Origin of the sequence: Trichocoleus sp. DQ-U1 (genome assembly GCF_039961925.1) — a bacterium.
Classification (GTDB): Bacteria; Cyanobacteriota; Cyanobacteriia; order Cyanobacteriales; family FACHB-T130; genus FACHB-T130.
In genome coordinates, this window is record NZ_JAMPKB010000013.1 from 36,820 (window position 1) to 62,597 (window position 25,778).

The 25,778-nt window shown below is 45.5% G+C and carries 21 protein-coding genes; 13 read left to right on the forward strand and 8 right to left on the reverse strand.

Going from position 1 to position 25,778, the window contains the following annotated elements; translation table 11 throughout:
- Positions 1–87 precede the first annotated feature (87 nt).
- Entirely contained in the window at positions 88–1,095 is a 1,008-nt protein-coding gene (locus NDI34_RS07805; RefSeq protein WP_348232344.1) for a phosphodiester glycosidase family protein, read from the reverse strand.
- A gap of 100 nt (positions 1,096–1,195) precedes the next feature.
- A complete protein-coding gene (gene pdxA / locus NDI34_RS07810) occupies positions 1,196–2,377 on the reverse strand; it encodes a 4-hydroxythreonine-4-phosphate dehydrogenase PdxA (RefSeq protein WP_348232372.1) in 1,182 nt (393 codons plus the stop codon).
- A 49-nt stretch (positions 2,378–2,426) separates the two neighbouring features.
- On the opposite strand from pdxA, the gene NDI34_RS07815 reads away from it, so the two are divergent.
- On the forward strand, positions 2,427–2,540 hold the full coding sequence (locus tag NDI34_RS07815) for a PetM family cytochrome b6-f complex subunit 7 (RefSeq protein WP_190415454.1): 114 nt from the start codon (positions 2,427–2,429) through the stop codon (positions 2,538–2,540).
- Here NDI34_RS07815 and NDI34_RS07820 read toward each other — a convergent pair.
- Positions 2,502–2,660: a hypothetical protein gene (locus NDI34_RS07820; protein WP_190525805.1), complete on the reverse strand. Its 159-nt coding sequence runs from the start codon at positions 2,658–2,660 to the stop codon at positions 2,502–2,504. The two genes, NDI34_RS07815 and NDI34_RS07820, sit on opposite strands and share 39 nt — an antisense overlap.
- Positions 2,661–2,819: 159 nt before the next feature.
- Between NDI34_RS07820 and NDI34_RS07825 the strand changes: the two genes are divergently transcribed.
- From NDI34_RS07825 to NDI34_RS07870, 10 genes are all read left to right on the forward strand, one after another.
- Positions 2,820–3,797, forward strand: a complete 978-nt coding sequence (locus NDI34_RS07825) for an SDR family oxidoreductase (RefSeq protein WP_348232345.1) — start codon at positions 2,820–2,822, stop codon at positions 3,795–3,797.
- A gap of 119 nt (positions 3,798–3,916) precedes the next feature.
- Positions 3,917–4,834, forward strand: coding sequence for an NAD(+) kinase (locus NDI34_RS07830; RefSeq protein WP_190415730.1), 918 nt, complete (start codon positions 3,917–3,919; stop codon positions 4,832–4,834).
- Positions 4,835–5,027: 193 nt separating this feature from the next.
- Positions 5,028–6,065: a class II fructose-bisphosphatase gene (gene glpX / locus NDI34_RS07835; RefSeq protein WP_190415450.1), complete on the forward strand. Its 1,038-nt coding sequence runs from the start codon at positions 5,028–5,030 to the stop codon at positions 6,063–6,065.
- Between the two features lie 155 nt (positions 6,066–6,220).
- On the forward strand, positions 6,221–7,507 hold the full coding sequence (locus tag NDI34_RS07840; RefSeq protein ID WP_190429782.1) for a glutamyl-tRNA reductase: 1,287 nt from the start codon (positions 6,221–6,223) through the stop codon (positions 7,505–7,507).
- A 75-nt stretch (positions 7,508–7,582) separates the two neighbouring features.
- Entirely contained in the window at positions 7,583–10,570 is a 2,988-nt protein-coding gene (locus NDI34_RS07845; protein ID WP_348232346.1) for a UPF0182 family protein, read from the forward strand.
- A gap of 597 nt (positions 10,571–11,167) precedes the next feature.
- Positions 11,168–13,963 (forward strand): SpoIIE family protein phosphatase, encoded by a 2,796-nt coding sequence (locus NDI34_RS07850; RefSeq protein ID WP_348232347.1) that lies wholly within the window; start codon positions 11,168–11,170, stop codon positions 13,961–13,963.
- A 289-nt stretch (positions 13,964–14,252) separates the two neighbouring features.
- Complete coding sequence (locus NDI34_RS07855; protein WP_348232348.1) at positions 14,253–16,193, forward strand: PAS domain S-box protein; 1,941 nt, start codon at positions 14,253–14,255, stop codon at positions 16,191–16,193.
- Positions 16,194–16,493: 300 nt separating this feature from the next.
- Positions 16,494–17,078, forward strand: coding sequence for a DUF6272 family protein (locus tag NDI34_RS07860; RefSeq protein WP_190525799.1), 585 nt, complete (start codon positions 16,494–16,496; stop codon positions 17,076–17,078).
- Positions 17,079–17,118: 40 nt separating this feature from the next.
- Positions 17,119–17,463, forward strand: coding sequence for a hypothetical protein (locus NDI34_RS07865; RefSeq protein ID WP_190440992.1), 345 nt, complete (start codon positions 17,119–17,121; stop codon positions 17,461–17,463).
- Between the two features lie 76 nt (positions 17,464–17,539).
- The gene (locus NDI34_RS07870) at positions 17,540–19,159 is read left to right on the forward strand and encodes an adenylate/guanylate cyclase domain-containing protein (RefSeq protein ID WP_348232349.1); all 1,620 of its coding nucleotides are present in this window, start codon (positions 17,540–17,542) and stop codon (positions 19,157–19,159) included.
- A gap of 292 nt (positions 19,160–19,451) precedes the next feature.
- Here the strand turns inward: NDI34_RS07870 and NDI34_RS07875 are convergent, their stop codons facing one another.
- From NDI34_RS07875 to NDI34_RS07895, 5 genes are all read right to left on the reverse strand, one after another.
- The gene (locus NDI34_RS07875) at positions 19,452–20,201 is read right to left on the reverse strand and encodes an amino acid ABC transporter ATP-binding protein (RefSeq protein WP_348232350.1); all 750 of its coding nucleotides are present in this window, start codon (positions 20,199–20,201) and stop codon (positions 19,452–19,454) included.
- Complete coding sequence (locus NDI34_RS07880; RefSeq protein ID WP_348232351.1) at positions 20,167–21,636, reverse strand: ABC transporter substrate-binding protein/permease; 1,470 nt, start codon at positions 21,634–21,636, stop codon at positions 20,167–20,169. The genes NDI34_RS07875 and NDI34_RS07880 overlap by 35 nt, the downstream gene beginning before the upstream one ends.
- 232 nt (positions 21,637–21,868) lie before the next feature.
- Entirely contained in the window at positions 21,869–23,560 is a 1,692-nt protein-coding gene (locus NDI34_RS07885; RefSeq protein WP_348232352.1) for an iron uptake porin, read from the reverse strand.
- Between the two features lie 226 nt (positions 23,561–23,786).
- A complete protein-coding gene (locus tag NDI34_RS07890) occupies positions 23,787–24,350 on the reverse strand; it encodes an FKBP-type peptidyl-prolyl cis-trans isomerase (RefSeq protein ID WP_348232353.1) in 564 nt (187 codons plus the stop codon).
- Between the two features lie 135 nt (positions 24,351–24,485).
- Entirely contained in the window at positions 24,486–24,809 is a 324-nt protein-coding gene (locus tag NDI34_RS07895) for a phasin family protein (RefSeq protein WP_190415431.1), read from the reverse strand.
- A gap of 217 nt (positions 24,810–25,026) precedes the next feature.
- Between NDI34_RS07895 and NDI34_RS07900 the strand changes: the two genes are divergently transcribed.
- Positions 25,027–25,335 (forward strand): TIGR03792 family protein, encoded by a 309-nt coding sequence (locus NDI34_RS07900; RefSeq protein WP_348232354.1) that lies wholly within the window; start codon positions 25,027–25,029, stop codon positions 25,333–25,335.
- 73 nt (positions 25,336–25,408) lie between these two features.
- Positions 25,409–25,777 (forward strand): zinc ribbon domain-containing protein, encoded by a 369-nt coding sequence (locus tag NDI34_RS07905; RefSeq protein ID WP_190429496.1) that lies wholly within the window; start codon positions 25,409–25,411, stop codon positions 25,775–25,777.
- Position 25,778: the final 1 nt, after the last annotated feature.

Genomic DNA, 25,778 nt, shown 5'->3' on the forward strand with positions numbered 1-25,778 from the left:
AGCAAAAAATTGAAAATGCGATCGCATCCTACCTAAATCAGCGGGGAGTAAGGCGCGATCGCATCCTTATTTCTTCCTACCCTTAGCTCACGGAGCGCTCACCACACCAATGGTTTGGGGAATAGTTCTTGTAGATTTAATATAATTTTCACCCTGAGCAAGCAACTGGGAAGATCCGCCACCATCGAGCATGACTACTTTATCTGCACCAAACTTTCTTAGCGTCTGTGCTGCATGGAACTGAGTTGAATCAGTCGAATTAAAAATTAAAACGGTTTCATGAATCCCGTTAGAGTCTTTATCTAGAAGTCCCATAAAAGTTCTACCCAGATTTTTATTCATAAATTTATTCGCTTTTTCACTCAAGCCAACAATAATATTAGGTGCTGAAGAAGAGTAAAGAGAATTTTTACCGTAAAAAATGCTAATTTCTGCGCGATTATTCCAAACCGCAAGCATCAGCTTTTGGCTAGCAAATTCACTTTCGCCTGCATAGCCGTCACTCATAATGATTCCATTGGCTTTAACTGGAAAAGCTAAGTTAGTGATGGTGGCGGATTTAGTGTCATTTCTGAAAAACTGACCATTCGTTATCGAAAAAGCTTTTTTATTAAAAGAATAGAAATTTTTCCAGGCTTGTGTCAGCGTTTGGCGTCTCAACTTAGGATCGTTTCCTCCATAAGCGCCTTGTTTCTTACCGGGATTGGTAATCTCGCCATAAAGGAATTTGACAGACGCGCCTTGGCTCAAATCAACAACTTGCACATAATCAGATTTCTGGTGATAAAGCGTAACTCCTGGCGCACTTCTAATAGCTTTAAAACCAAGAGGAAAGAATTTTTGATTGCGATCGCTTTTAACAAATGGTGTTTGTGAGGAGATACCGTTTTTAGCATCCAACCCTAGAGAATGTTCCCGGTGAATAGAATTCGCGGCTACATAAGCAACAGGTAAAACGGCAAAACCCCTCTGTGCGGTTTTTAAATACCTTAAGTCTGCGAAGGCGGAGTTCGTTGGTACTGTTGAGGTTGCTATTCGCTCGAACTTGGCTCGATCGTTCTCAGATTTAAACGCAGGAAGTTTGGGAGCGCTCAAGTGGATGCTTTGAGCGATCGCGCTAAAAATCAAATATGCAAACATGAACAATCTCTTCTCGAATTAATCTGGCTGACGATACCTGATTCGCTAGCGAAAGCTACATAGCGTTCGCGGCTGTCCTCCGAGCCGCTAATTCAGCCCCAAGTTGAATCGCTGCTTTCATACTGGTAGCATCGGCAATTCCCTGACTAGCGATATCAAAAGCAGTCCCGTGATCGGGGGAGGTGCGGATGAAGGGAAGACCGATAGAAGTATTCACCGCTCGGTCAAATGCCATCAGTTTAACGGGGATTAAACCTTGGTCATGATAGAGCGCCAAGTAAGCATCGTGAGCCGATGAGATGCCATTTGAACCGAACCAGGCTTGACCGGGCTTTACCCACATCGTATCTGGGGGAATTGGGCCATCCAGTTGCAGATCGGGTCGCCGTTGTTGCTCTAGCCAAGGGATTAACCAATCGATTTCTTCTCGTCCTAGTTGACCTTGTTCGCCGCTGTGGGGATTTAATCCAGCGATCGCTATCTTCGCCTTTTCTATCCCAAAATCTGCTTTTAAGCATTCCACCAGCAAATCAAGCTTACTCGTCAGCAGTTGCGGTGTCAGCACCTCAGCGACTTGACGGAGGGGAATATGAGTAGTCGCAAGTAAAGTGCGGAGTGTCCAGCCAGTATGCGGCGATCGCGCCACAAATAACATCCCAAATCGCTGGACGCCAGAACGCTTGGCTAACAATTCTGTTTGACCCGGATAATCATATCCTGCGGCTTTCCAAGCAGATTTAGCAATCGGGCCAGTCACAATGCCTTGGAACTCACCCGAAAGCGTGTGCGCGATCGCTGTTTCCATATAAGCAAAACTTGCCGCGCCACTCGCAGCATTCCCAGTCCCAATCTTGATTTGCCGCTCTATTTCCCCATCCAGTGGGACATCAAGAATTGATAACTGTGCCGGGTCTGCTAGCGGTGCTGACACCAACTCAGATGCCTCCTTACCCGCTTCTAAAGTCTGTGTAGACAGGCTTTGCTCCTGTAGCTGGGAGGGACGCGGCACCCTGCCCTTACGTTGTCGGGTCAATCGACGATAAGTTTCTTGCAACAGTCCCCGACTGCCAACGACAGTAATCTCGCAATTTTCGGTAATCGGATCTGCCAACGCCTTCAGCACCACCTCTGGCCCAATCCCCGCCGGATCTCCCAGTGTTACCGCTAACCGAGGACGTTCTTGCCGTTGCGTGAGATTGGTAGGTGTTTGTGTAAAGAAAGTTTTCACAGCTTTCAGTTTAAAATACTCTAAACTTTTTAATTGATTCCCAAGGAGCCTACAACCGATGAGCGGTGAGATTTTTAATGCAGCTATATTGTCCTCTACCCTGATTTTAGTGGGTCTGGGTCTAGGCTTTTTGTTACTCAAAATCCAAGGCGGCGAAAACGAGTCCCTCTAAGGGCAACCCCTGAAAGCAAGGGCAAGCGACGCCGGTGCGTGTTCTATCAACGCGCCTAGTAGCTTGTCCGTTGCCATAAAAATGAATCGTTGATTTGTTCCTCGCCCGTTGCTTTGTCATCTGGCGAGAGTTTACTATTGGGCATTTTTATAGGATTAGCGAATGGCAATTGAGGTGCGCGATCGCTCTGATTACTAGTTTTGTAAACTTTCTTTGCGTTAATTCTGAGATTTCTGATAACATCTTATAGAAAGTTTAAGATTCCTTACTAATTACTAGATGACTTTATTAATTGTCGGTGCCACCGGCACCCTGGGCAGACAGGTGGCTCGTCGGGCAATAGAAGAGGGCTATCAAGTTCGCTGTCTGGTACGAAGTGCGAAGAAGGCGGCATTTTTAAAAGAATGGGGCGCTGAGTTAGTCGGCGGCGATCTCACCAATCCTGAAAGCCTGAAAGCAGCCTTTGAAGGTGTCACAGCCGTGATTGATGCGGCAACTTCACGACCGACAGACGCCACTAGTATCAAACAGGTAGACTGGGATGGCAAAGTAGCGCTGATTCAAGCCGCCAGCGCTGCCAAAGTAGATCGTTTTATCTTCTTTTCCATCTTGGATGCTGAAAAGTATCCCAATGTCCCGTTGATGGAAATCAAGCGGTGTACGGAGCTTTTCTTAGCAGAATCCGGGTTAAATTACACCATTTTGCGACCTTGCGGCTTTATGCAAGGGCTGATTGGTCAGTATGCAGTGCCGATCTTAGATGGACAAGCTGTATGGGTGACAGGGGACACCTCTCCGGTGGCTTACATGGACACTCAGGATATTGCTAAGTTTGCAATCAAAGCCCTTAAGGTTCCGGAAACTGAAAAGAAAACCTTCCCGATTGTTGGTTCTCGCGCTTGGGGTGTTTATGAAATCATCCGCCTGTGCGAACGTCTTTCTGGGCGAGAATCCAAGGTGACGCGGATGCCTTTGGGCTTACTGCGGACAGTGCGACGGATCGCTCGCTTTTTTGAATGGGGCTGGAACCTAGCAGATCGGTTGGCTTTTGCCGAAGTGGTAGCGACCGGCAAACCCCTGAATGCGTCGATGGATGAGGTTTATCAAGTCTTCGGGATAGACCAAGGTCAAATCACGACTTTGGAGGCATACCTGCAAGACTACTTCAGTCGCATCTTGAAAAAACTCAAGGAAATTGATTACGAAAAATCAAAAAATAAAAAGCAGAGTAAAAAGAAAATGCCCTATACCTCTTGAACTGATTACAGCCTCAAAGCAAAGTGAGTTGTTAGTTGTTGGTTTTTAATAGGTTACATACCTAAAAACCAATCCTCGATCGCTAACAATTAAGAATGAACTACTACCGGACTCGAAGCGTGCCCAAAGCAGGGATTATATACAATGACACCAAACCTGTAGCTTGTCGCGCTGCAACAGAGTTAAAAGACAAGCTGACAGCCGCTGGTTGGGAAGTTTGCATGACAACAGGTTCCGGTGGGATTTTGGGATATTCTCGCCCCGATCGTCCGGTATGTCATACCCCAATCGATTCCCTGGCTCCCCCCGGCTTTGATGAAGAGATGAAATTTGCCGTGGTGTTAGGGGGAGATGGCACGGTTCTGGCGGCATTTCGCCAAGTGGCACCTTGCGGGATTCCCTTGCTGGCGGTGAATACTGGGCACATGGGTTTTCTCACTGAAGCTTATGTGAACCAGATCCCGCAAGCGCTGGAAATGCTCATGGCTGGGGAGTATGAAGTCGAAGAGCGGGCGATGCTCGCGGTGCAACTATTTCGCGATAATGTCCGGCTGTGGGAAGCGCTGTGCCTGAATGAAATGGTGATTCATCGGGAACCGCTCACTAGTATGTGCCATTTCGAGGTGCTGATTGGGCGTCACGCGCTGATGGATATTGCCGCAGACGGGGTGATTATCTCGACCCCGACTGGCTCGACGGCTTACTCGTTGAGTGCTGGGGGGCCGGTGGTGACGCCTGGGGTGCCGACATTACAGTTAGTACCGATTTGTCCTCATTCACTGGCGTCTAGGGCATTGGTGTTTGCAGATAGCGAACCCGTGACAATTTTCCCCGCAAATCCTAACCGACTGGTGATGGTGGTAGATGGCAATGCTGGGTGCTATGTATTGCCAGAAGATCGGGTGTATCTGGAGCGATCGCCTTTTTCAGCTCGATTCATCCGCTTGCAATCCCCTGAGTTTTTCCGAATTTTACGAGAAAAACTCGGTTGGGGTCTGCCTCACATTGCTAAACCGACATCGGTTGAATTGCCTTAAAAAAAGCCAGGAGTCATGAGTTATTCGTAATTTCCCAACGAATGACCCATGACCCATCAGCCGGATGAATTACAAAAGTTAACATAAACCAAGCCGTTAATCTCCAGCTTTGGGTATCCCCCCTCTGATAGACTTCTAACTGGAATCGCCAGATGAAACGACGCTAAATCAAGCAGTTGAGAGGATAATTTTTGTGGAAAACACGCTGGGATTAGAAATTATAGAGGTAGTTGAGCAAGCTGCGATCGCATCCTCCCGGTGGATGGGAAAAGGCGAAAAAAACATCGCTGACCAAGTCGCGGTGGAAGCCATGCGGGAGCGGATGAACAAAATTTATATGCGGGGTCGGATCGTCATCGGTGAAGGCGAACGGGATGATGCCCCCATGTTGTATATCGGAGAAGAAGTTGGTATCTGTACCCGCGAAGATGCCAAAACTTATTGCAACCCAGATGAATTAATTGAGATTGACATTGCCGTTGACCCCTGCGAAGGCACCAACCTCGTTGCCTACGGTCAAAATGGTTCAATGGCAGTTCTGGCAATTGCTGAAAAAGGCGGTTTGTTTGCCGCTCCTGACTTTTACATGAAAAAGCTGGCAGCGCCCCCAGTGGCACGCGGTCATGTTGATATTAACAAGTCCGCCACCCAAAACCTGAAGATTCTCGCAGAGTGCCTGGGTCGCTCGATTGAGGAACTGGTGGTCGTAGTGATGGATCGCCCTCGTCACAAAGAACTGATTCAAGAAATCCGGCAAGCGGGAGCCAGAGTGCGACTGATCAGCGATGGTGACGTTTCTGCTGCCATCTCCTGCGCCTTTGCCGGTACCAATATTCACGCTTTGATGGGAATTGGTGCTGCACCCGAAGGCGTCATCTCAGCAGCCGCTCTGCGCTGTCTGGGTGGACACTTCCAAGGTCAGCTGATCTACGATCCAGATGTGGTGAAAACTGGATTGATCGGAGAGAGCAGAGAGAGCAATATCGCACGGCTTAATAGCATGGGCATCACAGACCCAGACAAAGTTTACAGTGCTGAGGAACTCGCCTCTGGCAAGACAGTTCTGTTCGCAGCTTGTGGTATCACTCCTGGTACGCTCATGGAAGGCGTGCGGTTCTTCAAGGGTGGGGCACGGACTCAAAGCTTGGTCATTTCCAGCCAGTCGCAGACCGCCCGCTTTGTTGATACGATCCACATGTTTGAAGAGCCGAAGCAACTGCAATTGAGGTAGTCTGCGGATAATCGGAAATCGGGTTGCAGGTTGTAGGTTGCAGGTTGAAGGTCGTGCAGGTTAACTTTCACCCTTCAATCTTCACCCTTCAATCTTCAATCTTCTAATCTTTTAACCATCAACCCAATAAGCAATTAGTAATTAGCAATTAGCAAATGAATATTGCAGTCGTAGGTCTTAGCCATAAAACAGCGCCGGTTGAGATTCGGGAAAAATTAAGTATTCCAGAGCCAGCGTGTGAAGGTGCAACTCTTGCCCTCATGAGCTACCCCCACATTGCAGAAGTCGCGATTCTTAGCACCTGCAACCGCCTGGAAATTTACATCGTTGCTCATGAAACCGAACAGGGCGTTCGGGAAGTCACCCAATTTCTTTCCGAACACAGCAAATTTCCCCTCCATCAACTGCGGCAACACTTGTTTGTTTTGTTGCATGAAGATGCAGTTATGCACTTGATGCGAGTGTCAGCAGGTTTAGATAGTTTGGTGCTGGGGGAAGGGCAAATCCTGGCGCAAGTGAAACATACTCACAAACTGGGACAGCAATACAAGGGCATTGGTAGCATCCTGAATCGGTTGTTCAAGCAAGCACTGACTGCTGGGAAGCGAGTTCGGACGGAAACCAGTATCGGTACGGGTGCTGTCTCCATCAGTTCAGCAGCGGTAGAGTTAGCCCAGATCAAAGCCCAGAACTTGGCAGCTTGTCGAGTGATGATTCTAGGTGCGGGGAAAATGTCCCGGCTGTTAGTGCAACATTTACTGGCAAAAGGAGCGGTTCACATCTCGGTGTTGAACCGTTCTATGCAACGGGCACAGGAATTGGCGAATCAGTTCCCAGAGGCACAGTTGCAACTGTATCCACTGTCAGAAATGATGTCAGCGATCGCTTCCTCGGATTTAGTGTTTACCAGTACCTCTTCCACAGAACCCCTGTTGAATCGATCGAAACTGGAAATTCACCTGGAAGCGCACCGAGGTTTGATGATCTTTGATATTTCCGTGCCACGTAATGTGGATGGGGATGTTAACGATCTTGACAACGTGCAGGCGTTTAATGTCGATGACTTAAAGGCAGTGGTGGCTCAGAATCACGAAAGCCGCCGTAAGATGGCAATGGAAGCCCAGGAATTGCTAGAAGAAGAGGTGGAAGCCTTTGATCTCTGGTGGCGATCGCTGGAAACCGTTCCTACCATCAGCTGCCTGCGCGATAAAATGGAAACGATTCGCACCCAAGAGTTAGAAAAAGCTTTGTCTCGCTTGGGTACGGAATTTGCCGAAAGACATCAAGAAGTTATCGAGGCACTAACGCGCGGAATTGTCAATAAAATTCTGCACGATCCGATGGTACAACTGCGATCGCAGCAGGATATCGAAGCCAGACGCAAAGCGATGCAGGCACTCCAAACTCTGTTTAACCTGGATATAGGCGAACAATTTAGCTAATCGTTCGGGGTTCATCGTTCAGGGTTCATGGCAAACTTCTATGAACAATGAACAACGAACAACGAACAATGAATAATGAATCGAATTTTTCCAGGACTTTTACTGCTACTAGGACTGTGGCTAGCCTTCGATCTAGTCGCTTACCTAGTAGCAGATGTTTTTTGGTTCCAGGAAGTCGGATATCTACCGGCGTTTCTTCTCAGGGTAAGCACTCAGGCGGGGTTGGGGGCGATCGCATTTATCGTCACCGCTGGCTTTTTACTGGGTAATCTATATCTTGCCCATCGTCTTAAGTATTCTAAAGAGATCCCCCCAACAGGGTTTAAAAAGGGGGAGGTTGATTCTCACTTTTTTCTAGCGAAGCAGCGCGTTGGTGCGGGAGTTAGGGGAGATAAAGTCTTAAGTCAAGAGTACCAAAGAGAATCTTTTTCTTCGATCCGTCCTCAGTCCTCAGCACTGAAATTGCGATCGCTTTTGCCTTTGCTAGGGGTACTTAGTTTAGCAATCGGGTTGATGCTGCTGCACTACAGTCAAATAGCCACGAGTTATTGGCATTCTAAGGTCGGGTTGCCCAGTGTATCTCCTCTGTTGCCAGTTTGGTTTCAGCCTGACTTGATCTGGCAGATGGGTAGAAAGATGCTCTCTAGCATCTGGCAGGTTGTCGTGGTGTTGGTATCGGCGGCGCTGGTGTTGATTTATCCGCAGTTTTTGTTAACTGCGATCGCGCTTGTCCTCAGTTTATTTTTTGGACTGGTGCTATCAAGCCACTGGGCGAGAATTTTACAGTATTTTCATCCCACCAGTTTTAACAGCGTTGACCCCTTATTTAGGCAAGATATCAGCTTTTATGTATTTCAGTTGCCTATTTGGGAGTTACTAGAATTTTGGTTTTTCGGACTATTTTTGTATGGTCTTGCAGCAGTCACTCTAATATATTTGCTATCTGGAGATAGTTTTAGTGAGGGAAGATTTCTAGGGTTTTCCAAATCCCAGATGCGCCATTTGTACGGACTCAGCGGTTGCCTATGTGCTGCTCTCTCTCTCGGTTATTGGTTATTGCGGTATCAATTGTTGTATTCCACCACCAGCGTTACTTATGGTGCCAGTTACACCGATGTCACCGTGCGATTGCCACTGTATACCGGATTGAGCGTATTTTTACTAGCGATCGCGTTGCTTTTGTTTTGGCAGACAATTCAATTAAAAATTAAAACTTTTAAATTAAAAATTGGTTTGTTGGGATTTTCAATTTTCAATTTTTTATTTTTAATTGGCTTACCTGTCGCAGTGCAACGCCTCATTGTTCAACCCAATGAGTTGGTGCGAGAAAGAACCTATATTGAACACAGTATTGCCTATACGAGGGAAGCATTTAATTTAGAGAATATTGACGTTCAAACCTTCGACCCTCAAGCAAATCTTACTGACGCAGACCTCCAGCAAAATGAACTGACGATTCGCAATATTCGCCTTTGGGATACACGTCCCCTGTTACAAACAAATCGCCAACTGCAACAGATTCGGCTTTACTACAAATTTCCTGACGCCGATATCGATCGGTATACTTTGAAACTAGAAGCATCTGCACAAAGCGATGGGACAGAAAAGCGACAGGTGATTCTGGCAGCAAGAGAATTAGATTACAATGCCGTTCCCCAAGAAGCTCAAACTTGGGTTAATAAACATTTAGTTTACACTCACGGTTATGGCTTTACCCTCAGCCCTGTGAATACAGTTGGCGCAGGTGGGTTGCCAGATTACTTTGTTAAAGATATTGGAACGAGTGCAGATTCTGGTGATAACAATGCCTTAAATGTATCCAGCGAACGCATTCGAGTCAGCATTCCGATTGGGATACCCCGGATTTACTACGGCGAACTCACGAATACTTATGTGATGACGCCAACGACAGTCGAAGAGTTAGATTATCCCAGTGGCAACGAGAATGTTTATAACACTTACGATGGTACTGGCGGCGTCTCCATCGGTTCGTGGTGGCGTCGTCTTTTATTTGCCGAGTATTTGAAAGACTGGCAGATGATGTTTACGCGGAATTTCACACCGCAAACCAAGCTGTTGTTTCGTCGCAATATTGCACAGCGAGTTCAGAAGATCGCGCCTTTCTTGCGGTTTGATAGCGACCCCTACTTAGTGGTTGCCAAGACCGATGCATCCAAGGAGCAAAATTACCTTTACTGGATTATTGACGCTTATACGACAAGCGATCGCTATCCTTACTCCGATCCTGGCGAAAACCAATTTAATTACATCCGCAACTCTGTCAAAGTCGTTATCGATGCCTATAACGGTTCGGTTAATTTTTACGTTGCCGACCCCCAAGACCCGATTATTAACTCCTGGACTGCTATCTTTCCCGACCTGGTAAAACCATTAAATGCAATGCCCACTTCCCTGCGGAGCCATCTCCGCTATCCAGTGGACTTTTTCAACATTCAGTCGGAACGGTTGCGGACTTATCACATGACCGACCCCCAGGTGTTCTACAACCGGGAAGACCAGTGGCAAGTTCCGACTGAGATTTATGGCAACGAACCGCGACCCGTAGAACCCTACTACTTGATCACAAGGCTGCCAACTGCCCAGGAGGAAGAATTTATTCTGCTGCTTCCTTTTACACCCACCCAACGTAACAATTTAATTGCCTGGTTAGCAGCGCGTTCCGATGGGGAGAATTACGGCAAGCTGTTGCTTTATCGGTTTCCCAAACAGGAGTTGGTCTATGGCCCAGAGCAAATCGAAGCTTTAATCAACCAAGATCCGGTTATTTCTCAGCAGATTTCTCTATGGAATCGGCAGGGTTCCAGGGCAATACAAGGTAATTTGTTAGTAATTCCGATTGAGCGATCGCTCCTCTACGTCGAACCTCTTTATCTAGAAGCAGAACAAAATAGTCTACCAACATTAGTGAGAGTGATTGTCGCTTACGAAAACCGTATCGTTATGGCAGAAACTCTAGAAGAAGCACTTCAGGCAATCTTTCAACCCGAAGAATCTGCTACCCCAGCAATTATTCGTCCAGTCGAACCGTCGGGCGCTCCTTAAATCGCCTATTTCAAGGATTTAACACTTGGTAAAAATCTTTTCTGGAAAGCATCTCTACAACGTGTGAATTCTCAAAAAAAACGTAGTTATCAAATCAACGAATACCACTTTCTCTGGTAATCCTACATAGCAGAACCCTGACCAATACTCGATTAGGGTGGCGGTTGGAGATATAAAGCGAAAGGATATGAATCACTTAATAAGTAAACTTTCTATTAGTATCAAATTCAAGGATTTGATTTTAGTTTATAACTTTCAGCTTAGGTTTTATCACGACTTCTCCAATAACAATCAACGATGAATAGATAGGCAAGTATTTCTAGAGAAAATAAATTAGGATAACCGATGAAATTACCGAAGCCGAAAACAGGTCTAGGATGCAATACTGGCGAGAACAGCGTTGTGTTGAAAACCTGCGATGATTTGCAGAGCGCATAATTTACGATGACATCATGCCAGGACTCAAATAGGAATAGTTCGACATATAAATTAAAAAAAGTATCTTACTGCAATTAATCTCCTGGAAATCTCAATAGCGCGATCGCTCTCCTTGTCAAGCTTTAAAAATAAATTGAGACAAAAATACGAATAAACCTGATGACCTCAACACCATTGCCGACAATCATAGACTCTGCGCCTCCGAATCAGTACTCAGCCCCGCGCTTACCCCGCAGTCTTAGCTCTCTGGAAACGTGGGGCTTTGGTGTAACGGCTCATATCTCTTGGCCTGCCATAGCCCCCGTACTGCACATTGCTCTCGGTACGGGGGCTATTTTTGTCTGGTTGCCAGGAACGATCCTTGGCATCTTGCTAAACCTGCAAGTAAAACGCTTAGGCAGGCATTTTCCTGACGTAGCCGGAGGAACGCCCAACTATACCACCCGATTGCTAAAGCACTATCCGGGGTTAGCCCGTTACGCGGCAGTTGGTTACTTCTTCAGCTGGGTTTCGACGCTGGCGATTAACGTGGTTGTCCTTACAGAACTCATTAAGGTAAACCTGGAGCCTTTAGGAATTGCTTGTCCCGATACTCTTGTGAAAATTGGCTTGACGCTGATCGCGTTTATTTTGGCGTTTAGCGGCACCCGCGCTTTAAGTATCCTGCACTTATTTTTTGTTATCCCGGCAATTGGACTTTTACTCGCTTTTTGTCTATTTGGCATCGGCTGGTTAGCCATTTCCCCAGCAAGTCCTGGCTTTTTCCCATCCAGTTGGTCGCCTCCCTCTTTTGTGGATTGGGCGAAGTGGTTATTCTTTGTCACCTACACGACCTACGCTTGTGAATCTGCGTCTGCATTTGTTGCTGATAGCCGACGCCCTGATGAAACGTTGCGGTTTCTAAGTATCTCCTGTTGGATCATGCCGCCCATCTTTCTGGGGGGTTCCTGGGTACTGATGCGCTTAGCAACCGACCCAGGTTTGGGTAGTGACACTTTCTTAAATTTGTTAGCAGTTTCTACGCCGTTCTGGGGGCAGTCGGCAGCGATCATCGTTACCTTCTTTCTCGCTGCTGGGTCGCTTCTGAGTTGCGCGACGGTGCTTTCCAACTGTCCCCGGATGCTGTACCAACTTGCTGTAGACGGACATTTATCTCCCGTGTTCGCTGTGGTGTCCCGACGGGGTGTATTCGGTCCCGCTTTGGTGCTGACGTTGTTGTTCACTTTCATTTGTCTAGCTTGGGGAGATGTTGCCCGGATTGCAGTCGTGAGCAACACCGGCTGGTTTGTGTCTATCATGTCGGTACATTTAGCACTGTGGCTGCGCCGAAAGAGACCGGAGGTATTTCTGCCTTGGTGGTCGGGGGTCTTCTTTTTGCTGGAAGTCGTTGTCTTAGTGGTTGGGGGTTTGGCTTGGGGTTGGAAAGACTTCTTGATTGGGTTGCTATTTCCCCTAGGGATTTTGGCAGCAGATCAAGTGATACGCCGCATCCGGTGGGCACCCTTTCATGCTGCTTGGTGGATTCAGCATTACCGAGGGCGATCGCAAACTAAAATATCCGATTTTGTAGGGTTTCAGGTAGTCATCCTGATCTTACTGATCTGTAGCGCTGCCACGATTAGCTGGATGTTTAGAGCCAGAATTGGGGCGGTAGACCTGGGTCAGAATGGCAACAATCTCTATGTGGTGATGCTGCTGATCGCTGCCTTTGTTGGGGTAGCGATCGCTTGCTGGACAAGTTTGCCCCAAGTCATGGCAATCGTCGAAGCCAGAGAACAGTCTGAGCATTTGTTTAATATTGCCATTGACGGGATTCTCGTCGTCGATGAAAAGGGCGTTATTCGGCAAGCCAACCCAGCCGCCGAGCAACTATTAAAAGCGATCGCTCCCAATCTCCTAGGATGTCGTCTCAACCAGATATTTCCCGCCTTGGCAGGTCAACCAGATAATTGGTCGAGTCGGAGCGAACATACCCTAAAAACGCCCGAACATCCCACCATCGTTGAGGCAGCCGTCTCTAACCGTTTCAATCAGGACTTTCAAGAGTATGTAGTACTGGTGCGTGATATTACCGAACGCCAGCAAGCTGAGGAGGCGGTGCGGAATTACAGCCACACTTTGGAACAAAAAGTTGACGAACGCACCAGCGAACTCGCTCACGCCAACGCCGAGATTCTTGCCCTCAACGAGCGTCTTCAAGCCGACAATATCCGTATGAGCGCTGAGTTAGCCGTAACGCGCCGACTGCAACAGATGCTATTGCCTAAACAGCAAGAACTTGAATCGCTTCCTGGACTGGAGATTGCCAGCTTTATGGAACCCGCCGAGGAGGTAGGCGGTGACTACTACGATGTACTCAATTATGAGGATACAGTCAAAATTGGCATCGGCGATGTCACCGGACACGGGCTTGAAAGCGGCGTCTTAACAATCATGGTGCAGACAGCAGTCCGGACGCTACTGGAAAACAAAGAAACCGACCCCAAAAAATTCTTAGACGTACTCAACCGAACCATTTATCACAATGTGCAGCGGATGAGTTCCGATAAAAATCTCAGCCTTTCCTTACTGGACTACCAAGGGGGAACGCTACGCCTGACGGGGCAACACGAAGAAATGATTGTTGTGCGTTCCGGCGGTCAGGTGGAACGGATAGACACGGTTGATTTAGGTTTCCCGATTGGGCTAGAAGCAGACATTACCAATTTCGTTGCCCAGATTCAGTTGCAATTGCACTCAGGGGACGTCGTGGTGCTGTACACCGATGGCATTACTGAAGCCGAAAATAGATTCAAGGTGCAATACGGGTTAGATCGGCTGTGCGACATAGTCAGCCGCAGCTGCCAACAGACCGTTGAGGAAATTAAACAAGCTGTGATTGAGGATCTGCGACGGCATATCGGTGAGCAAAAAATTTACGATGACATCACTTTGCTGATTCTTAAACAGAAATAAGCCGAGTTTGACTTCTTATCTGTTGTAGATGCAAAACAGCTTGCATTGCCTTCACACCAAAGGCTGTAGTCTGCGCTGTTTGTATAGAACTTGCACTTTATCTTTCGTGAGTTTGCTGCCGCTCTCAAACTCAAATTGCTGGAGCGAGAAGTTTTAACCAGTTTGTAAGTAAATGTTCTGTAAAGTTTGTTACAAAAGCTCCTAAGAAAGGGAATATTTAAATAGTGATACAAAACTCTAAAAATATCCCTTGCTAGGGTAATCCATTTTTTGGCAAAGATAAAAATTTATGGCAATTGAGGAAGAAAAATCATTAACAGAACAGCTCTTTTTGAAGATAGAAAGCTTGTCCCAAGAATTGGAAGATTTGAAAAGAGAAAAAGTTGACTTGGAAATCTTGCTGGAGAATACTACCGAACACTCGGATACGGTTGCAGCGCAGTTGTATGACAAGGCAGTGGAGGCGGGAAAACAAAGCGATCGCAGGCTGGCGCAATTTCTGGAAGCCCTGCCAGTGGGCGTCTTCGTGGTTGATGCTAGCGGTAAATCTTACTACGCCAATCAGACGGCACAGCAAATCTTAGGCAAAGGCATTATGTCAGAAGCCACTGTCGAGGAATTGCCAGAGACTTATCAACTTTATCTCGCAGGCACAGAGCAATTGTACCCCAGCGATCGCCTGCCGATTATACGAGCGTTGAGAGGCGAAAAAGTAACCGTTGACGATACGGAGATTTATCAAACAGACAAAATAATTCCCATAGAGGTGTGGGCGTCCCCCATTTTTGATGACCGGGGCGATATTGCTTATGCGATTGCTGCCTTTCAAGACACCACCGAGCGCAAGCGATCCGCGGAAGCGCTGCAACAAGCGGAAACGAGGTATCGCAGTATCTTTGAAAATGCCATTGAGGGGATTTTCCAGATTACATTAGACGGACACTACATTTGTGTCAATCCGGCACTGGCAAAAATTTACGGCTATGAGTCTTCTGAGGAGATGATGAGTAGCATTCCAGAAATCAAAGATCAAGTTTATGTTGACCCGAAATGCCGCAAGAACCTCTTAGCTTTATTAACTAAACAGGATGAAGTTAAAGGATTCGAGTATCAAATTTATCAACAAGATGGCAGCATCATCTGGGTTTCCGAGAATACCCGCGCGATTTGTGATGCCAACGGCACCTTACTCTATTACGAGGGAACCATTATTGATATTACCGAGCGCAAGCAGATTGAGCAATCTCTAAGGGCAAGCGAAGCGCGAGAACGAGAAAAAGCTCAACAATTAGCGCGATCGCTGCGCGATTTGCAGCAAGCTCAAGTTCAATTAATACAAAGTGAAAAAATGTCTTCTCTTGGTCAATTAGTCGCAGGAATTGCCCACGAAATCAATAATCCAGTTAATTTTTTATCTGGCAATCTCACTTATGTCTACGACTACACCTGCGATTTGCTTAGGTTGTTAAAACTTTACCAAACCCACTCTTCAATTCCAGCACCGGAAATTCAATCAGAAATACAAGATATTGATATTGACTTTTTAGCCGAAGACCTCCCTAAAATACTTTCTTCTCTGAAAATAGGAATAGACCGTATCCATCAAATTAGCGTGTCTCTGAGAACTTTCTCTCGTGCCGATACATCCAAAAAGACACTTTTTAATATTCATGATGGGATTGATAGCACCCTACTAATTTTGAAGCATCGCCTAAATTCTAACGGAAATCGCCCACAAATTAAACTAATTAAAGAATATGAAAATCTCCCGCTTATAGAGTGCTATGCTGGACAGCTCAATCAAGTATTTATGAATATCATTGCCAATGCCATTGATGCGCTAGAAGAAGCAATGGCATCGGAAAGGTTAGTTTTCACTAACAATCAAAAACCCGTACCTACCATTTGGATTCGCACTGAAATAAAAGAGGGAGGAACAATGATAGAAAACGGATTGGCTAATCCTTCATGGTTGGGACTTAATTTTTCTCATATTGTGATTCGGATTGCAGATAATGGAGTTGGGATTTCAGAAGAGGCAAAGCAACAGTTATTTAAACCTTTGTTTACAACTAAGCAAGTTGGCAAAGGTACCGGATTGGGTCTATCTATCAGTCATCAAATTGTCGTAGAAAAACATGGGGGACAGCTTAAATGTATCTCTGAGCCAGGACAAGGCACAGAATTCTACATTGAGATTCCGATTAGCTCTACACAGGCAAATCAATGAGCCAATGTACAAGCAAATCATCTTCGCGCTGTTCAAGCAAAAATGCGTAATTGAGCCTGAGTGTTGAGTTAGAAGAACTTATTTATAGCAATTTTCGTTTAGATGCAGTACGGTTTAATCTCACATCTGCCGCTGCCCGAAAAGTAGGGAGGAGTTTAATATTCCCTTTCTTCGCTTTTCGGAAAGGCACTTAAGAAGCAAGAAGCAGAATGTATTGTACGCGAGAGTACTAACCACTTTAGTTCAAAACTTAAAACTCAAAAAAATTACCAATTACCAATTACCAACTACCAAATTGATATGATTCAAATATTCGGAGACTTCAGGGACGAGCTTCCAAGCAGTCAGGAAGGCTTAACAATTGTATTTTCGCCTACCTCCATCCCCCTAAAGCAACGCTGGCGCAATAATGGTTTATCGGCTGATTTTATGGCTGACTATTTTGCAACTTTCTTTCCTGGTAATAAAAATACGACCGAAACAGACCCAAAAGCAGAGATCAAAAGTGCTGTTAGTTTTATCGCCAATGAGTTGCTAGAGAATGCGATGAAATTTAACGATGATATATCAGTGCAACCTATTAGTATTCGGCTGCAAATGCATAACGATCGCCTGGTATTCCTCGGTACGAACAATATCAATCCAAGCGCGATCGCTAAGTTTCAGGCATTTATCACAGAGTTAACCACCTGCGATCCGAGCGAGTTCTATCTTCGCCAGCTAGAAAAAAATGCAGAAGACGAGAGCGAGAGCGAATCTGGGCTAGGCTTTTTGACAATGATGAACGATTATCAGGCTAAGCTAGGTTGGAAGTTTGAGACTATCCAAAAAGAGTCGGAGCCGGAAGCGATCGCCGTGACCACAATGGTGCAGTTGGCAGTATAGCTTACCGAGTTGTTCAGAATATGCAAGGAGTTGATGCGTAATGGAAATTAAGACCGAAGATTACAGCATTTGGTATGACTCGGTTACTGAAACAGCGATCTTTCAGGGTTCGCTTCGACTTAGCGGAATGGAAGAATATGCACCAATCGTAAAGTTACTTAACGAGCTAGTAGATTCAGAGCCACCAAAAATTACCTTGAATTTGCGGGAACTAGAATTTTTGAATAGTTCGGGAATCAATGTTCTGTCGAAATTTGTCATCAATGTGCGTCAAAAAGAAAGTATGCAGATGATTGTACAAGGCTCTAAGAATATCCCCTGGCAAAGTAAGTCGTTGAAAAATTTGCAGCGGCTAATGCCTTCTTTACAGCTGGAATTGGCATAAAAACTCCTACAAGGCTAAGATACTGGCACTGAAAACTAGATAAGTTCATTTTCGTCGAAGTGCAAATCCTAAGGCGATGCAAGAAGAACAACCCTCAAGGGAACAGCTATTTTTAGAAATCGCAAATCTGCGACGGGAATTGGAAGACTTAAAAAACAAAAAAGTTGATTTGGAAATCTTGCTGGAGACGACGACAGAACACTCCGATATGGTTGAAGCTCAGCTGCATCAGTCCAATCAACAGCTACAAGCCGAAATTGCCGAACGCCAGCGCACCGAACAAGCACTACAAGCGAGTCAAGCAGCGCTCCAGTCTCTTTTGACAATTGTTACTAGAGATAAGATCGATTTGGAAATTTTGCTGGAGACGACTACGGAACATTCCGATAGGGTGGAAGCTGAGTTGCATCACAAAGCAGAGGAGGCAGTACGTGCCAGCGAGAGAAGGTTGGCTCAATTTCTAGAAGCCGTGCCGGTAGGTGTTTTCGTGATTGATGCGAGCGGCAAACCCTACTACGCCAATCATACAGCACAGCGGCTTCTCGGCAAGGGCATCGCCCCGGAAGACACCACCGCTCACCTGCCAGAACTTTATCAAGCTTATGTGGCAGGGACAGATCGGTTGTACCCGAATGCCCAACAGCCCCTAGCGCTGGCGTTGAGTGGCTCCTGCTCGACTGTTGATGATATGGAGGTTCGCCAAGCAGACAAGATTATCCCGATAGAGGTGTGGGCAACGCCAATTTTTGATGAGAAGGGCGAAATTGTCTACGCGATCGCTGCCTTTCAAGATATCACGCGACGCAAGAAGGCAGAAGCAGAGCGAATTCAGTTAATCGATCAACTTTATCAACTTAACACTGCTTACGAGCGGTTTGTACCCCGTGAATTTCTTCAGTTTTTGAAGAAACAAAGCATTATTGATGTCACATTAGGCGACCAAGTGCAGCAGGAAATGTCGGTATTATTTGCCGACATTCGAGACTTTACTGCACTATCAGAAAAAATGACGCCGTCAGACAATTTTCAATTTATTAATGCCTTTTTAAGCCGCATGGAGCCTGCTATTACCGAGAATAACGGCTTCATTGATAAATATATCGGTGATGGGATTATGGCGCTGTTTAGCGGCAGTGCAGATGATGCGATTAAAGCAGCCATTACCATGCTACATAATCTTGCCGAGTATAATCAGCATCGCGCCCAAGCTGGTTATCATCCAATTCAAATCGGGATTGGCATCAATACGGGTTCTTTGATGTTGGGTACGGTGGGAGGAAATAACCGGCTACAGGGCACTGTCATTAGCGATGCTGTCAACTTAGCCTCCCGTATTGAAGGATTGACGAAAGAGTATGGAGTGTCATTATTAATCAGTCATCAAACTTTTTTGCAGTTACAGAATTCATCTGATTATTTCATCCGCATTATCGATCGGGTGAAAATAAAAGGTAAATCCGAAGAAGTAACAGTTTATGAAGTATTCGATGGGGATTTAGCGGAATTAAAAGATGGTAAATTAAGCGCAAAAACAATATTTGAGAAAGGTTTGTTATTTTACAAAAATCAAAATTTTAGTGAAGCTGCACAACTCTTTCAAGATTGTTTATGGCATAACCCGATGGATAAAGTTGCTAAGATATATTTAGAGCGCTGTCAATTTGTATCTACTAATTTCAGGATAAATGAAGAGTAATCGAAGCATAAATATTTAGTAAACAATATATTTTTAAAGCTGGTGTTTGTAATTTAAGTTACTTGTTTATCTAAAAAGACAGAAGGTTCTCAATCAACTCTGGGTAAACAAATGGGTAAGCGACGAAGAGAAAGCAGAAACAGTAGCAAAAGTCCGACAGGAACTACAACAATTGCTAAAAACTAACTGATCTATTCTTCAAACGAGCGAACGAGGCTGCCTAAAATTCTGAGTAGCGCGGTAGATTAGCTGAAGTGTCCACAGAAAGAATGCAGCCTCCAACGAGTATCTTTTACAAGATTTTATCCAAAAATTGCTTAGCGCGATCGCAGTCTGGATTTGTAAAGAACTTACTAGGCGGTGAATCTTCAGCCAGTTTTCCACCATCAAGAAACAAAATGCGGTCGGCAACTTCTCGCGCGAACCCCATTTCATGGGTGACAATTGCCATTGTGATACCAGTTTTGGTGAGGTCTTTCATCACCTCTAGCACCTCTTTCACCATTTCCGGGTCGAGTGCCGAGGTCGGTTCGTCAAATAACATGATATCTGGCTTCATTGCCAAGGAACGCGCGATCGCAACTCGCTGTTTCTGCCCCCCTGACAACTTAGAAGGATAAACATCAGCCTTTTCTGATAAACCTACTTTATTCAGCAGTTCTATTCCTTCTCGCCGCGCCTCTTCCGAAGAAATGCCCTTTACCTTTTTAGGCGCATACGTCACATTAGAAAGGACGGTTTTGTGAGGAAATAAATGGAAATGTTGAAACACCATCCCGACATTTTGCCGAACTTTCATAATGTCGGTTTTTCGTGAGGTGATGTCTGCGCCTTGTATATAAATCTTACCCGAAGTTGGCACTTCCAGTAAATTCATGCACCTCAAGAAAGTGGACTTACCAGAACCCGAAGGGCCAATCACCGCCACAACTTCCCCGTGTCCAATCTCAGTCGAAATTCCTTGCAAAACCTTCAGATTTCCAAAAGATTTATGCAAATCTTCAACCTTAACTGCTGCGTTGTAATCTTCGTTCGAGTACATAACCCCCCCATGTTAAACTCATGACCATTAAATAGTAAATCGCGCCTGCAAATAGCAAAGGTTCAAAGTAAATATATTGTTCTGCACCCACAATTTGGGCGCGGCGTAACAAGTCAGTTACCCCAATTGTAGAGACTAATGCTGAGTCTTTCAGTAGTGCAATACTCTCATTTACTAATGCTGGCAAAATATTTTTTATCGCCTGTGGCAAGATAATATCCAGCATCATCGGTCTGTAGGGAACTCCTAAAGACAAAGCAGCTTCCTGTTGCCCTTTATCAACGGCAAGAATACCGCCGCGAATTGTTTCAGAAATGTAAGCGCCTGAGTTGAGAGTAAAAGTAATGACACCGGCTAATAATGCCGGAATATTGTACCCAATCAATTGAGGCGTTGCGTAATAAACTAAAGCGATTTGCAATAGTAGCGGCGTCCCTCGAAAGATAGAGGTGTAGGCTGTTGCAAACCAAACCAGTGGCTTAAAGGTGGAAATCTTAAATAAAGAGAGGATTGTCCCCCAAATAAAGCCCAAAATTGCTGAGATAGCAGTGAATTGGAGAGTTACTAATATTCCTTTTAGAATAAAAGGAATCCGAGGCGTTATCTTAGCAAAAGCTAAGCTGGAACTGCTGGCGGGAGTTTCAGTCTTTCCATTATTTTCAAACCACTTTGTCACCAAACTTTCTATTTTCCCGTTCTGTTTCATTTCTCCCAGAACGCGGTTGAAGTCATTGACTAGAGGCGAACCTTTGGCGAAAGCGATCGCACTCCCTGCTTCCCCAGTATTCGGAACCGTATTAAATTCTAAATCTGGGTTATTGGCAATAAAACCTTTAGCGATGGTATCTTCGATAATTGCAGCATCGATACGATTTGATTTAACTTCTTGGATAATTTCACCAGTCTTATTAAGGGCTACCAAATTTGTGCCCTTTATTTCTTTAGCAGCTTTTTCTTGAGTTGAACCCAACTGAACGCCGACTTTTTTTCCTGCTAAACTTTTAGGTGTAGTTAGGTTACTACCTTTTCTAGCGACAATTGTATTTTTAGCTTCATAGTAAATATCGGAAAAATCAACATTTTTTCTCCGTTCTGCTGTCGGTGTCATCCCAGCCATCGCAAAGTCAGCCCGACCGGATTGCACAGCCGGAATTATGCCACTAAAATCTGTATCTTTAATATCAAGTTGAAACCCTAGCTCTTTGGCAATATAGTTGGCAATGTCTACGTCGAAACCTACAATATCAGCGCTACCGCTAGCCGTATCTCGAAATTCATAAGGTGGATAGTCCGCTGACGTGACCATCACAAATTTTTTACCTTGATAGGGAGGTGATTGGGCTAATACGCGATCGCTTCTCCAACCCCCAAAAAGTAAACTTATCGATAATGTAATAGAAAATAGGATGGCAAAAAGCCATTTCCTTTTTGGCATGGCTAGTAAGTCCTTAATGTCTTGATGTATAAATATTTAACACTCAAACCACAAGACCATTTCTACTATCTTAAGGATGATATTTTGCTTACATAAAGTTACATTTTCAAAATTTTTATGATAAATAAGCTCATAAAAAAACATAGGTTTGTTAACCTTACTCCAAACCCTCTTTACCTCCCTCTAACCCTCTCCTAAGAGGAGAAAGTCAGCAGGTTAGGTTTGTTTGATTCTAAAAGACGAAACTCGTTCTCACCACACCAATCACAGCATCGGGATTTCGCTCATCATGGTTAGGTGCTGTTAGCCAAAAGAAACCAGGAGTAATCGAAATATTTTCGGTTAATTGATATTTGTAGAAAGCTTCGATGTGATATCCGGTATCGCGATCGCTTCTTTGTCCGGGAGGTAAACCAATCGCCTCTGCTAAAGCACGATTGCTAGTCCCTGTTAACTTTGGTTGCATCCCTAACACAATGCCACCTAAATTTCCCTTTTTGCCCAAATCAGGGAAAGCCAGCGTTACCGCATAATTCCAGACATCTGCATCCCCCTTGATATTACCAAGAGCGCGGGCGGCAGTGTAGCCCACCCACCCACCGAGTTCAAAGCGGGGACTAAATCGGTAATTAACTTGCGCGCCGTAACCATTACCGACCACAGGATTTCCATCAGGATCGGTGAGATCGATGACTTTGGCAGCGTTGCTACCTGCGAGAGTATCGACACCAAAAGCTTGAGAAAAAGAGTTCAGGTAAAGCAAGCCAAGTTTCAAGCGATCGCCACTATAAACCAACTGGGCAAAAGCACTGTAACCACCATTAAATATACCTGAATCTCTGCCTGGGTTACTAGGACCGTTAGGGGCGTCTTCACCAAAGTAACCAACATCTAAACTGAGGGCTTCGCTAAGGGCATAATTTGCTGCAATCCCCGCTCGATTTCCCAAGGGAAAATACACAGGATTGACTTGACCAAAATTAGAAATAGCACCCGTAGAGGTGTCGATAAAAGGAGCAATTGTATCTGTTACATACGACGGATCGATTGAACCCGCTTCAATATAAATTTTGAGTTTGTCTCCGACTGGAAAGCGATACTCTAACTGGCTAATTCTGGCTTCGTTATTTTGAGATACGCTACTGGGAGTAAATCGAGTTTCACCTGTTAAGCCTGGATCTGGCCCGCCACCAAATGTTGCCCCAGTGTCAAACTGCCTCAAATTAGTGATTTGAAAACGAGTCCTTAAGCGGTCTTTTCCAGTGAAGCTAGTGTTAAAATCAATGCGAGTCCGATGACCGAGAGTAGCGTTATTTACATCGCTAGCATTCTCACCAAAAGCATCGCCTGCATAGGTGATAACCTCACCGCCTAATTTAGTGGTTGTAGAAAATTGGTGAGCTTCCAGTTGGGTTGTTCGAGCTTCCAAAGTATCCACTCGACCTCGCAGCGCCGTCAGTTCCGTTCCAAACTCATTAATCAGCCGTTGTAAGGTTCCTAAATCGTCTTTGGTGACAAAATCTGCTGAACTAGCAGCAATCAATTTCTCAATTTGCTGCAAGCAGGTATTTAACCCAGCCGCAAATTCATAACGACTCAGCGCCCGATTGCCACGAAAGGTGCCATCCGGATATCCTGCAATACAGCCATAACGTTCAACAAGCGATCGCAGGGCTTCATACGCCCAATCCGTCGGTTCTACATCTCGCAACTGCGACACGTTGCTGACTCGATCCATCGCATCAGTCTCTTCAGTTCCCTGAGACACGGTATCTGCCCCAACTAGAGCGTCAGTATCCTGGGCAAAGGGATGGGTTTCCTCTGACACAGTTGGAAATTCTGCTGCTTGGGCAATGCTAGCGCTCGCTAAAGCGTTAACTAGAACCGCGAGGCAAAATTTTAGAGGGGCACGAAACAGTTTCAAGACGGTCTCTCCTCACACTTTTTGGCATTCCTAATGAATTTTGTCACGTAAATGCCGATCGTGCTCGCTGAATTTACGCTGGATGTTGTTTAAATACTACATTTTTGCCTAGCAAGTAATTGTATATTCTCCTACCAAGAAGAAGTTCAACGTATACTCTTGTTGATTATCCGAAAAAAAACCCGATTTCTTGAAGAAATCGGGGTTCTAAAAATTGAGGATTTAGTTATTTAATGTCCAACAATTCCACGTCGAAAATTAGAGTTGCGTTGGGAGGAATGACTCCACCCGCACCACGAGGGCCATATCCCAATTCAGGAGGGATAATTAACTGGCGACGTCCGCCAACTTTCATGGTGCTGAGTCCTTCGTCCCAGCCTTTGATGACTTGTCCAACACCGAGTTTGAACTGGAAGGGTTGATTGCGATCGCGCGAACTATCAAACTTCGTGCCATCCTTTAGAGTGCCGGTGTAATGCACTACCACCGTTTGACCTGTTTTAGGAGTTGCTCCGTCGCCTTCCTTTAACTCAGTGTACTTAAGACCAGAAGGCGTTGTCTTCACTTCGCCACTGGCAGTTTCATCACTTCCTGGGTTGGTATTCATCGTTATAAGCCTTGTAGTATCAGCAGTAGGATCGTTACTGGGAGTTTTTGCAACAACTGTGGTTTCAGTTTTGGTTAGTTCAGCTGCTTTTGCATCTCCTTGATTGCTGCTCGTAACTTGAGCAAAAATCAAGAGTACTACACAGGTAAACATTACCCCAACGCTGATTAGAATTTCTCTCATTCATCCGTTCTCCGTACCTCTTAGACCTCAAAACTTTAGATTTTAGATTGAGAGAATTTTCGATTTAATCCAAAATTCCCCATCCAAAATCCAAAATTGATTGTCCCACTAGATTTTCAATCCTATCAGCTTTACTTACCGCCAGAGCTTATTTTCCATATCACGCACCTGACGTTCGAGCCGGTCAATGCGTCCCCGCAATTCATCCATTTCCGACTGGCGAGGAACCCCCAGATCCTGCAACATATTCCGCATTTGCCGTTGCATCTGGATCTCCAAGTTCCCCTGATCTGACTTGAGCTGCTGCATCAAATCATCTACCATCCCCTTAGCTTGCTCGGGGTTGATTTTGCCTTCCTTGACCCATTCATCGCTCACTTCGCGGATTTTGTCGGCTACCAAAGACGTAGTCCCCACACCCATCATTAGTAGCTGCTTAAGCCAGTTGTTATTATCCATTTTCCCTTCCTGTCACTCCGCCGCGACTTTGAGCGGCTAAACACGTATCATAAAGCGGTGCTAAAATCTTACCGATTTTTCGCCTACAGTTCTATTTTGTGACATTCTCTCAACAACTGCCGCCTATCTTCCAGACTTTGCTCGTGGCAAAATCAATCTGTCTGATGGATGATTGAAGAGTCTATTTACAGCTTCAAAGCAGCTTATACTCCAGCTCATGGTAATTGAGTGGCTTCAGGTAAGAGTCGCCCCCGAACTGCGGGAAAAATACATTCAGAAGGATGGCGAAATCTGGACAGCTTTCCTTACTACCTGTCCGGGTTTTTTGGGTAAAGAAGTCTGGCTCAACCCGAACGAGCCAACAGAGGTCATTTTAGTCATTCGCTGGGCGAAGCGGGAACAGTGGAAGTCTGTTCCATCAGAACGCCTGGAAGAAATCGAGCAGCAGTTTGTCCAAGCGATGGGAGAGGCTTTTCCCATCGTTCAGTTAGCAGAATATCAAATCCGAAAGTTTCCCCAAGCTTAAACTGGATCTAGAGGTCTTTTTAGATTGCGACTTGCTGACTGGATAGAAACCTAGAATTACCGTGCTGCTATCCATGCCGAACTGTCCAAAGTGCCATCAACCCGTCAATGCCCAGGTAACGACCTGCCCTTATTGCCGAACCGAGCTAAAAGCCTACGGTCATCCTGGCATTCCCCTACATCGAGCAACGGGGGAGAAATTTCTGTGCGATACCTGTACTTACCACGAAGATGATACCTGTACGTTTTCCAAGCGTCCTTACGCCAAAGAATGTACGATGTATAGCGATCGCTCTCAAGAATCTCACCCGATGACTGCAACTCGCTATAGTCTCGGCTGGCGTCACTCGCTTCAACTTTGGTGTCAGCGAAACCAGCCTTTGCTGCTGCTATTCGGTCTCATCGTCGTAAGTTTAGCGATCGCTTTCTATGCAAGCAAATAAT

Excerpts from the sequence above, each read along its gene's own strand:
- NDI34_RS07815 (WP_190415454.1), top strand. The coding sequence starts at position 2,427 with ATGAGCGGTGAGATTTTTAATGCAGCTATATTGTCCTCTACCCTGATT.
- NDI34_RS07820 (WP_190525805.1), bottom strand. The coding sequence starts at position 2,660 with ATGACAAAGCAACGGGCGAGGAACAAATCAACGATTCATTTTTATGGC.
- NDI34_RS07825 (WP_348232345.1), top strand. The coding sequence starts at position 2,820 with ATGACTTTATTAATTGTCGGTGCCACCGGCACCCTGGGCAGACAGGTG.
- NDI34_RS07840 (WP_190429782.1), top strand. The coding sequence starts at position 6,221 with ATGAATATTGCAGTCGTAGGTCTTAGCCATAAAACAGCGCCGGTTGAG.
- NDI34_RS07845 (WP_348232346.1), top strand. The coding sequence starts at position 7,583 with ATGAATCGAATTTTTCCAGGACTTTTACTGCTACTAGGACTGTGGCTA.
- NDI34_RS07850 (WP_348232347.1), top strand. The coding sequence starts at position 11,168 with ATGACCTCAACACCATTGCCGACAATCATAGACTCTGCGCCTCCGAAT.
- NDI34_RS07855 (WP_348232348.1), top strand. The coding sequence starts at position 14,253 with ATGGCAATTGAGGAAGAAAAATCATTAACAGAACAGCTCTTTTTGAAG.
- NDI34_RS07860 (WP_190525799.1), top strand. The coding sequence starts at position 16,494 with ATGATTCAAATATTCGGAGACTTCAGGGACGAGCTTCCAAGCAGTCAG.
- NDI34_RS07865 (WP_190440992.1), top strand. The coding sequence starts at position 17,119 with ATGGAAATTAAGACCGAAGATTACAGCATTTGGTATGACTCGGTTACT.
- NDI34_RS07870 (WP_348232349.1), top strand. The coding sequence starts at position 17,540 with ATGCAAGAAGAACAACCCTCAAGGGAACAGCTATTTTTAGAAATCGCA.
- NDI34_RS07875 (WP_348232350.1), bottom strand. The coding sequence starts at position 20,201 with ATGTACTCGAACGAAGATTACAACGCAGCAGTTAAGGTTGAAGATTTG.
- NDI34_RS07880 (WP_348232351.1), bottom strand. The coding sequence starts at position 21,636 with ATGCCAAAAAGGAAATGGCTTTTTGCCATCCTATTTTCTATTACATTA.
- NDI34_RS07890 (WP_348232353.1), bottom strand. The coding sequence starts at position 24,350 with ATGAGAGAAATTCTAATCAGCGTTGGGGTAATGTTTACCTGTGTAGTA.
- NDI34_RS07895 (WP_190415431.1), bottom strand. The coding sequence starts at position 24,809 with ATGGATAATAACAACTGGCTTAAGCAGCTACTAATGATGGGTGTGGGG.
- NDI34_RS07900 (WP_348232354.1), top strand. The coding sequence starts at position 25,027 with ATGGTAATTGAGTGGCTTCAGGTAAGAGTCGCCCCCGAACTGCGGGAA.
- NDI34_RS07905 (WP_190429496.1), top strand. The coding sequence starts at position 25,409 with ATGCCGAACTGTCCAAAGTGCCATCAACCCGTCAATGCCCAGGTAACG.